5 protein-coding genes are annotated in these 7,442 nt (G+C 75.9%); 1 reads left to right on the top strand and 4 read right to left on the bottom strand.

Going from position 1 to position 7,442, the window contains the following annotated elements:
- The 4 genes from MET2598_RS42475 to MET2598_RS0133715 all read right to left on the bottom strand — a co-directional run.
- Positions 1 to 969, bottom strand: a 969-nt coding sequence (locus MET2598_RS42475; RefSeq protein ID WP_018263824.1) for a GLUG motif-containing protein, incomplete at its 3' end; no start/stop codon positions are given.
- Entirely contained in the window at positions 963 to 2,792 is a 1,830-nt protein-coding gene (locus MET2598_RS0133725; RefSeq protein WP_020493683.1) for a two-partner secretion domain-containing protein, read from the bottom strand. The genes MET2598_RS42475 and MET2598_RS0133725, both read right to left, overlap by 7 nt.
- A gap of 16 nt (positions 2,793 to 2,808) precedes the next feature.
- Positions 2,809 to 4,653 carry a ShlB/FhaC/HecB family hemolysin secretion/activation protein gene (locus tag MET2598_RS0133720; protein ID WP_236728869.1) on the bottom strand — a complete coding sequence of 615 codons (1,845 nt, stop codon included), beginning with the start codon at positions 4,651 to 4,653 and terminating at the stop codon, positions 2,809 to 2,811.
- Positions 4,654 to 5,480: 827 nt separating this feature from the next.
- A complete protein-coding gene (locus MET2598_RS0133715; protein ID WP_018263822.1) occupies positions 5,481 to 6,209 on the bottom strand; it encodes a HisA/HisF-related TIM barrel protein in 729 nt (242 codons plus the stop codon).
- A 41-nt stretch (positions 6,210 to 6,250) separates the two neighbouring features.
- Between MET2598_RS0133715 and MET2598_RS0133710 the strand changes: the two genes are divergently transcribed.
- Positions 6,251 to 7,312: a hydantoinase/oxoprolinase family protein gene (locus MET2598_RS0133710; protein ID WP_018263821.1), complete on the top strand. Its 1,062-nt coding sequence runs from the start codon at positions 6,251 to 6,253 to the stop codon at positions 7,310 to 7,312.
- Positions 7,313 to 7,442: the final 130 nt, after the last annotated feature.

Here is a 7,442-nt window from a genome sequence, read left to right as displayed (position 1 = left end):
CTGGTGCAGGGTGGCGATCGAGATCACCCCGTCCGCGCCCGCCGGCGCCGCCTCCCAGCGCCCGATCGGCCGCAGGTCGCCGGCCTGGTACCAATCCGTCGTGAAGTTCCAGCCCGCGTAGCTCGCCGCCTGGCGCGCCGACGCGGTGGTCAGGCCGGTGCCCATGCCCCCGGCGCTGGTCCCCTGGCCGGTGGTCTGCGTGTCCCAAAACGACGAGGTGATTTGGGGGAACATGCTGGCCCCGACAAGGCCGCCGACAGCGCCGCTGCCCGCCACGCTGCCGGTCGCGTAGGCTTGGCTGATGCTGCCCTCGCTGTTCCCGACGAGGCCGCCGACAGCGCCGCTGCCCGACACGCTGCCGGTCGCGTAGGCTTGGCTGATGCTGCCGACATTGTTGCCGACGAGGCCGCCGAGTGCGTCGGCGCCCGTCACGCTGCCGGTCGCGTAGGCTTGGCTGATGCTGCCGGAATTGTCCCCGACGAGGCCGCCGACAGTGCTGCCGCTGCTCGTCACGCTGCCGGTCGCGGAGGCCTGGGTGATGCTGCCGGAATTCGCCCCGACCAGACCGCCGAGAGCGCTGCCGCCCGTCACGCTGACGCTGGCAGAGGCTTGGCTGATGCTGCCGTAATTGGTCCCGACCAGCCCGCCGACATTGCTGACGCCGGTCATGCGGCCGCCGACGAGCCCGACGTTGCGGACCGCCGCGCTCCCATCCACGACACCGAACAGACCGATATTGGACGTGCTCCCCCGGTTGCTCACGAGGCCGGTGATCACGCGGCCCTGGCCGTCGAACAGGCCCTTGAACCGACGGGTGTCGCTCCCAAGCGGCGCGAACCCGCTCCCGTTGTTCCAGCCCGCCGTCTCGCTCGCATCGATGTCCCGGCCGAGCGCGTAGCCGCCCGACAGGTTCTTGCTGACGTCCTGCAGGTTCTGCGCCGTGTTCACCAGCATCCAGGCGCTCAGCACCGTCCCCGATCCGGCATTCGCCGCGTAATCGGTCGCGTCGCATAATCGGCCGGGTTGTAGTACAGCGCCACGCCGCCCGACGCCGTCGCCTGCACGCCGGACCCGAAGGTCACCGTGCCGGTGCCGCTGCCGGCCGCATCCGCCCGCAGCACGATCTGCGCGCCCGTCCCCCCGGTGAGGTTCGCGTTGACCGCCACGTGGCGCGCCGCCGCCAGCGTCAGCGTCGTGCCGCCGCTCCACGTCACCGGGTCGGCCACCGTGATGTCGCCCGCCTGGCTCCCGCCCGTGCCGGTCGTCACCGTCACGTTCGCGCTGCCCAGCGCGGTCTGCAGCGTGCCCACGCTCAGCACGCTGTCGTTCGCCGACGCGGCGAAGCCCGACAGGCCCGAATCGGCGGCGCCCGAGATCGTCAGGTCGTAGGGGTCGAGCAGCAGCGTCCCCGCCGCCCCCGCCGGCGCCGTCAGGTCGGTGCGGCCCCGATAGGCCAGCACCACCTTCGACGACACCTCCGCCGCGCCGCCATCCCCGCCCAGGCGGCCGCCCGTCGCCACGATCGTCCCGGAAAAGTCGGTCCGCCCGTCCGACCACAGCACCACGTCCCCGCCCGCGCCGCGCGCCGTCGCCTCCGCCCGGATCTCGCTGCCCGCATCCACGCTCAGCGTCGTGGCGTGCGCCAGCCCGCCCTGGCCCTGGCGCCCGCCCCCGAGCCGCACCCGCCCGCCCCCGGCCGCCCCCGACACGTCGATCCGCGCCAGGCTCAGCGCCATGGCGGGCGCCGTCGCCACCACGCTCCCGCCCGCACCCGACCGGCCCGCCGCCGCGAGGAGGCCGCTCAGCGCCAGGCTCTCGCCCGCCCGGATCCCGACCCGGCCGCCCCGCGCCCCCGAGGCCTCGATCCGGCCCGCCACCGAAACCTCCCGGCCGCGGATCCGCACCCGGCCCCCTTGCGGGCCGCCCGAGGCGTCGAGCCGCGCCGCCGCCCCGACCTCGACCTGCCCGTCCCCGCCCGAGAGCAGGATGGTGCCGCCCCGGGTCGTGAAGCTGCGCGCCTCCACCACGCCGGACAGGTTCACGGCCTGCCGCGCCATCTCCCGCGCCGCCGCCGCCCGCAGGGTCACGGTGCCGCCCTCGGCCGAGATCACCCCCGAATGGGCCACCAGCGCGCCCGCGCCCGCCCGCCGCGTCGGCACCGCCACCTGCAGGAACCCGTCCCCGGCGAGGTCCAAAGTCGCCTCCTCGCCCGAGCCCAGCCCGACCTTGCCGGCCGGCACCGTGATCACGCCGGAATTCGCCACCTCCCCGCCGATCAGCGCCGCGTAGCCGCCGCGGGCGATGGTCAGCGTCCCCGCTTGGGTCACCGGCGCCGAGGCGCCCGAGCCCCGGAACGACCGCCGCCCGGCCAGGAAGTCGCCGTCCGTGATGCCCAGCGAGGAGGCCACGAAGGCCCCCGCCTCGACTCGGCCGGTCGGGGTGATCGCGATGCCGTTCGGGTTGACGAGGTAGACCTGCCCGTTGGCGGTGAGCTGCCCGGCGATGGTCGAGGGCGTCGTCCCCGTCACCCGGTTGAGGATCGCCGCCTGCGCGTCCGGCTGCCGGAACTCGACCCGGCCGCCCTGGCCGATCGAGAAACCCTGCCAGTTCACGATGGCGTTCGGGCTGGCCTGGGTGACGGTGAGGGCGCCGTTCCGCGGCGCGCCGATGCTGACGCTGCCGGCGACGACCTGCCCGCCGCTCGGCAGGGTCTGGGCCGGGGCCGTCCGGGTCAGGGCCGTGGTGGCCAGCAGCGCGGCGAGGAGGCGGGGGGCGAGGGAGCGCACGGGCATCGGCGGGGCCGTTCGATCAGAATTGCAGGGTGACGCTGAAGGTGACGCGGTCCTCGGCGGGCAGCCGGTCGGAGCGCGCGGAGCGGCCGTATTCGAGGCTGGCGCTCAGGTTGGTGAAGCTCGCCTGCGGCGAGGCCGCGAGCCGGAGCCCCAGCCCGTAGGAGGCGCCCCGCACCATCGGCCGCTCCAGGGAGGTCGGGCGCTGCTGGCGCACCAGCCCGAAGGCCCCGAAGCCGTAGGGCGTCGCGACCAGCCCCGCCGCGGCGCTCTCCGCCTCCTGGAAGCCCGTGCCGAGCTGGGCCGGCAGCGAGGGCAGGCGGAACGGCATCGGGACCGAGGCCACGAAGGGGAATTGCACCTCCCCGCGCAGCACGTAGCCCTCGTCGCCCTGGAACAGGCCGGAATCGAACGAGGACAGGCCCGACAGGCTGGCGATGCCGAATTGCTCGGCCCGCGGCAGGGCCTGGTTGAACGAGGTCTGGGCCCGGGCCCTGAGGTCGAGGGCGAGGTGCTCGGCCAGGGGCTGCGCGAGGCCGAGGCTCGCCTCCAGCTTCTGGAAGTCCGGCCGCGCGCCCTGGCGCGAGAGCGGCACCACGCCCGGCCCGGGCAGGGGCGCCGCCCGGGCGCCGAGCCCGTCGAGGCCGAAGGAGCCGGTCAGGCGCGCCGTCAGGACGCCGTCCGTGGGCAGGACCCAGAGCGCGTCGCCGCTCGCCCGGGCGACCCGCAGCCGGTCGAGGCTGAACGGGGCCTCGATCGGCCGGATGACCGTGAGGCGCTCCTCCTGCGCGTCGAAGCTCGCCTCGGCGGCGAGGGTGAGGTCGCGCGCGCGGATCAGCGGGTAGCGCAGCCGCGCGGAGTAGCGCGAGAAGTCCGAGGTGAAGGCCGGGTTGCCGGGGCGCGGCTTGGCGGTGGTGCGCGCATCCGTGGCCTCCAGGTTGAGGGTGACGCCGTCGCTGCCGAGGGGCAGGATCAGGCCGGCGGCCAGGGAGCGGTTGAGCGGCCGCGGCGAGAACAGGCTGGCCTGGCCGGCCGGGATCGCGGCGCCGCCGGCGCGCAGGTAGAGCTGCTCGCCGTGGCCGGTGGGCGAGTTCATCTCCAGGCCGAGGCTCGCCGGGTTCCGCCCGAGCGCGTCCGAGAGGGTGTTGTCGACGCCGACCATCCCGGTGACGGGCTTGTAGCGCGCCTCGACCACCAGGATGCTGGAGCCCGGGGCGGTGCCGGGGGCGAGGGTGGAGCGCAGCACCGTGCCGGGGGTGTCGCCGGCCAGCATCAGCCCGCGCTCGATCTCGGCGAGGCGCAGGCCGCGGCGCCCGGCCAGGGGGGCGAGGAGGGCGGCGACGCGGTCGCGGATCTCGGGCGGGAGGGCGGCGGTGTCGATCCGCTCCAGGGTGCCGTCGATCACGACGAGCCGCAGCGCGCCGCCGTCGCGGAGCGCCTGGGCGGGCAGCACCACCCGCACCAGGGCGTATCCCTCGGCGGCGTAGGCCTGTTCGAGGTCGCGGGCGGCCGCGAAGATCTGCGCCAGGGTGACGGGGCCGGCGGCGAGCCGGTCGGCGAGGGCGCGGGTGGCGCCCTCCAGGGCCGGCAGGGTTCCCTCGGCCGCGACGGCGCCGAGGCGGACCGAGACGCGCTCGGCGCCGGGCGGCGCCTCGGGCCCGGCCCCTTCCGGGATGACGAGGCCCGCCCCGCGGGCCTGGGGGGCGGGGCGGAAGGACGGTGGCGTGATCTGCGAGGCGGTCTGGGCGCGGGCCGGGACGATGCCCGCCGCCGCGGCCGCGAGCGCCCCGATCGCCATCGCCGGCCACGGCCCGGCCCGACCGGCGACCGCTGCCCGCCCGCGCGCCGTCGAATCCTGCATCATGACGCCCACCCCGAGTAGATTGTCCGGCCGACCAGCGTTTCCGATCGGTGCGCCGCCTTGGATTATCTCGCGATCGGCCCGATCAGACCGGAGCAAGCGGGGAAATATTCCTGGCATTATCGCGGTTCTTGATCGGATATGCGGACCGATAGGCACTCGCCTGCGACGCGAGCTGCGTCGAAAGCAGGGTTCTCATACCTACTTACTTTACGCAAGCTTCCTTAAGGTCAAGTGCGGCCGGAGCCCGGCGGGATCGCCGCAAAGGCGCCGGGTGCGGCTTCGCGAACACACCCCGCGCGGCTTCGAGGACCCGGCGGCGCCCGCGGGGCGATCCGCGGCGGCGCCCGGCGGGACCGGCTCGGCCGGGCCGCGCGCGGGCCGGGCGGGATCGTCCGGCTTCGGTCGTGCGGGAGCGGTGCGCCGCGCTCGGGCGTTCTCTCGGCCTCGGGGGGCTTGGTTCCGATCTGCGCGGGATGGGTGCCGGACGGAGTCCCGGTGGGCGGTCCGGCCCGACCTTCGGCTCGGCGAGAGCTCCGGCCAAGGCTCTCCCCTGTCCCGCACGACCGGACCGGAGGGGAGGGGGGCCGGGACTCGGCGCAGGCGGCCGCGAAGCGTCCGTGTGCCCGCACCGCTACGCGATCAATCGACAATCTTACCGTTCAAGTCTTGTGCCGATCACAATTTCAGAAGATCACCGCACGTCACGCGCGGCATCCCCATCCGTCCCGCCTCGCGGTCGGTTCCTGGAAGCAGATCCGAGCCGGACAGGTCCTCGCCATTCGGTTGAGCGGAGTGGTCGTGCCGGAGACCGAAAGATCTCCGACCCGTCAGGAGAGATGCTCCGGCCGCAGGCGGCCGTCGTGGAGCGCGCTCGCGACCAGGATCCCGGCGGCGCCCGCCGCGCGCAGACCCGCCAGATCCTCCGGGCCGCGCAGACCCCCGGCGGCGTAGAGCCGGGCCGCGGGCGCCCGCGCCCGCACCGCCGCGATCCCGGCGAGGTCCGGCCCCGCCCCGCTCCCGACCCGCCCGAGCGCCATCACGATGATCTCGGACGGCCACAGGGACGGATCCTCGTGCAGGGCGGCCGGGCCGAGCGGCGCGCCGTCCCGGCTGTCGAGGGACAGGATCGCCGCGTCGCCGAGGCGGCGCACGAGGTCCGGATCGCCCTGGCTCTCGCTGCCGAGCACCGGCCGGCCGAGCCCCGCCTCCAGGAAGGCGGCGACCGCCGCCTCGCCGGCGAAGCCGGCATCGACCCACAATTCCACCCCGGGCGCGGCCGCCGCGACGGCGCGCAGCGCCGCGCGGTCGGGCGGCGCGCCCTCCATGATCGCGTCGAGATCCGCCACGTAGAGCCGGCGCGCCGGCCAGGCGGCGAGGAGCCCGGCCGCCACCGCGCCCGGATCCGCGCTCGCGCTCAGCGGCGTGCGGATCGGCGCATAGGCGTGGCGCTCGCCGGCCCGCGCCCGCACCACCTGCCCGCGCCGCAGGTCGAGGACCGGGATGATCGCGACCGGCTCCCGGCCCGCGATCGGGCTTGCGCCCGCGGCCCCGCTCATGCCACCCCGGCCCCGGTTCCCACCCGCCGCGAGACCTGCCCGTGCCCCTGCCGCATGATTCCGCCTCCGCCGCCCGCACCATCGGCTGGGACCTCGGCGGGGTGCATGTCAAGGCGGCGCTGGTGGAGGAGGGCGCCGTGCGGGCGGTGGTCCAGGCGCCGTGCCCGCTCTGGCGCGGGCTCTCCGCCCTCGACGCGGCGCTCGCCGGCCTGCCGGACTGGGCGCGGGGCCCCGCGCACCACGCCGTCACCATGACGGGCGAACTCACCGACTGCTTCGCCGACCGGGCCGACGGGGTGGCGCAGCTCGCCGCCTGGGCGGACCGGTCGCTCTCCGGCCCGGTCGCGATCTATGCCGGGCGGTCGGGCTTCGTCGCGCCCGAGGCGGCGGCCCCGGCCGCGGCGGAGATCGCCAGCGCCAATTGGTACGCCACCGCCGCCCTGGTCGGCCGCCTCGTCCCGGAGGCGCTGCTCGTCGATATCGGCTCGACCACGGCCGACCTGATCCCGGTCGCGGCCGGGCGGCCCGCCGCGCGCGGCTACAGCGACGCGGAGCGGCTGGAGACCGGCGAGCTGGTCTATACCGGCGTCGTGCGCACGCCGCTCCTCGCCCTGAGCCCCTGGGCGCCCTTCCGCGGCCGCCGCACCGCCCTGATGGCCGAGACCTTCGCGGCGACCGGCGACGTGCACCGGCTGCTCGGCGACCTGCCCGCCGAGGAGGACCAGCAGGACACGATGGACCTCAAGGGCAAGTCGCGGCCCGAGACCGAGACGCGGCTCGCCCGCATGATCGGGCGCGACCGCCACGAGGGCAGCCCCGCCGATTGGAGCCGCCTCGCCGGCCACTTCGCGGAGGCGCAGCTGCGCCTCCTGCACGACGCGGCCGCCGTGATCCTCTCGCGCGGCGACCTGCCGGCGCGGGCGCCGGTGATCGCCTGCGGGGCGGGCCGCTTCGTCGCGACGCGCCTCGCCGCCCGGCTCGGGCGCCCGGTTCGGGACCTCGCCGACCTGATCGCCCCGCACCTCGCGGCGGGCGCCGAGGCCTGGGCCTCGACCTGCGGGCCGGCGGTCGCGGTGGCGTGGCTGGCGCGGCCGGCCGGCTGAGCGGGGCCGCCCGTCATCCCCTGCCCGGCCGTGATCGTCCGGACAGCGGATGACAAGCCCGCGCGGCGCGTGAGCGAAGCCGAAATCCGCATTGCGAAGCAATCCATCGGATTTCGTATGGCAAGCCCGC

It is taken from the genome of Methylobacterium sp. WSM2598 (assembly GCF_000379105.1).
In the GTDB taxonomy this organism is placed as follows: domain Bacteria; phylum Pseudomonadota; class Alphaproteobacteria; order Rhizobiales; family Beijerinckiaceae; genus Methylobacterium.
This window is presented reverse-complemented; position numbering and strand designations above follow the sequence as displayed.

Bases quoted from the DNA above. Each gene is read 5' to 3' on its own strand.
- MET2598_RS0133725 (WP_020493683.1), bottom strand. From the start codon at position 2,792: ATGCCCGTGCGCTCCCTCGCCCCCCGCCTCCTCGCCGCGCTGCTGGCC.
- MET2598_RS0133720 (WP_236728869.1), bottom strand. From the start codon at position 4,653: ATGATGCAGGATTCGACGGCGCGCGGGCGGGCAGCGGTCGCCGGTCGG.
- MET2598_RS0133715 (WP_018263822.1), bottom strand. From the start codon at position 6,209: ATGAGCGGGGCCGCGGGCGCAAGCCCGATCGCGGGCCGGGAGCCGGTC.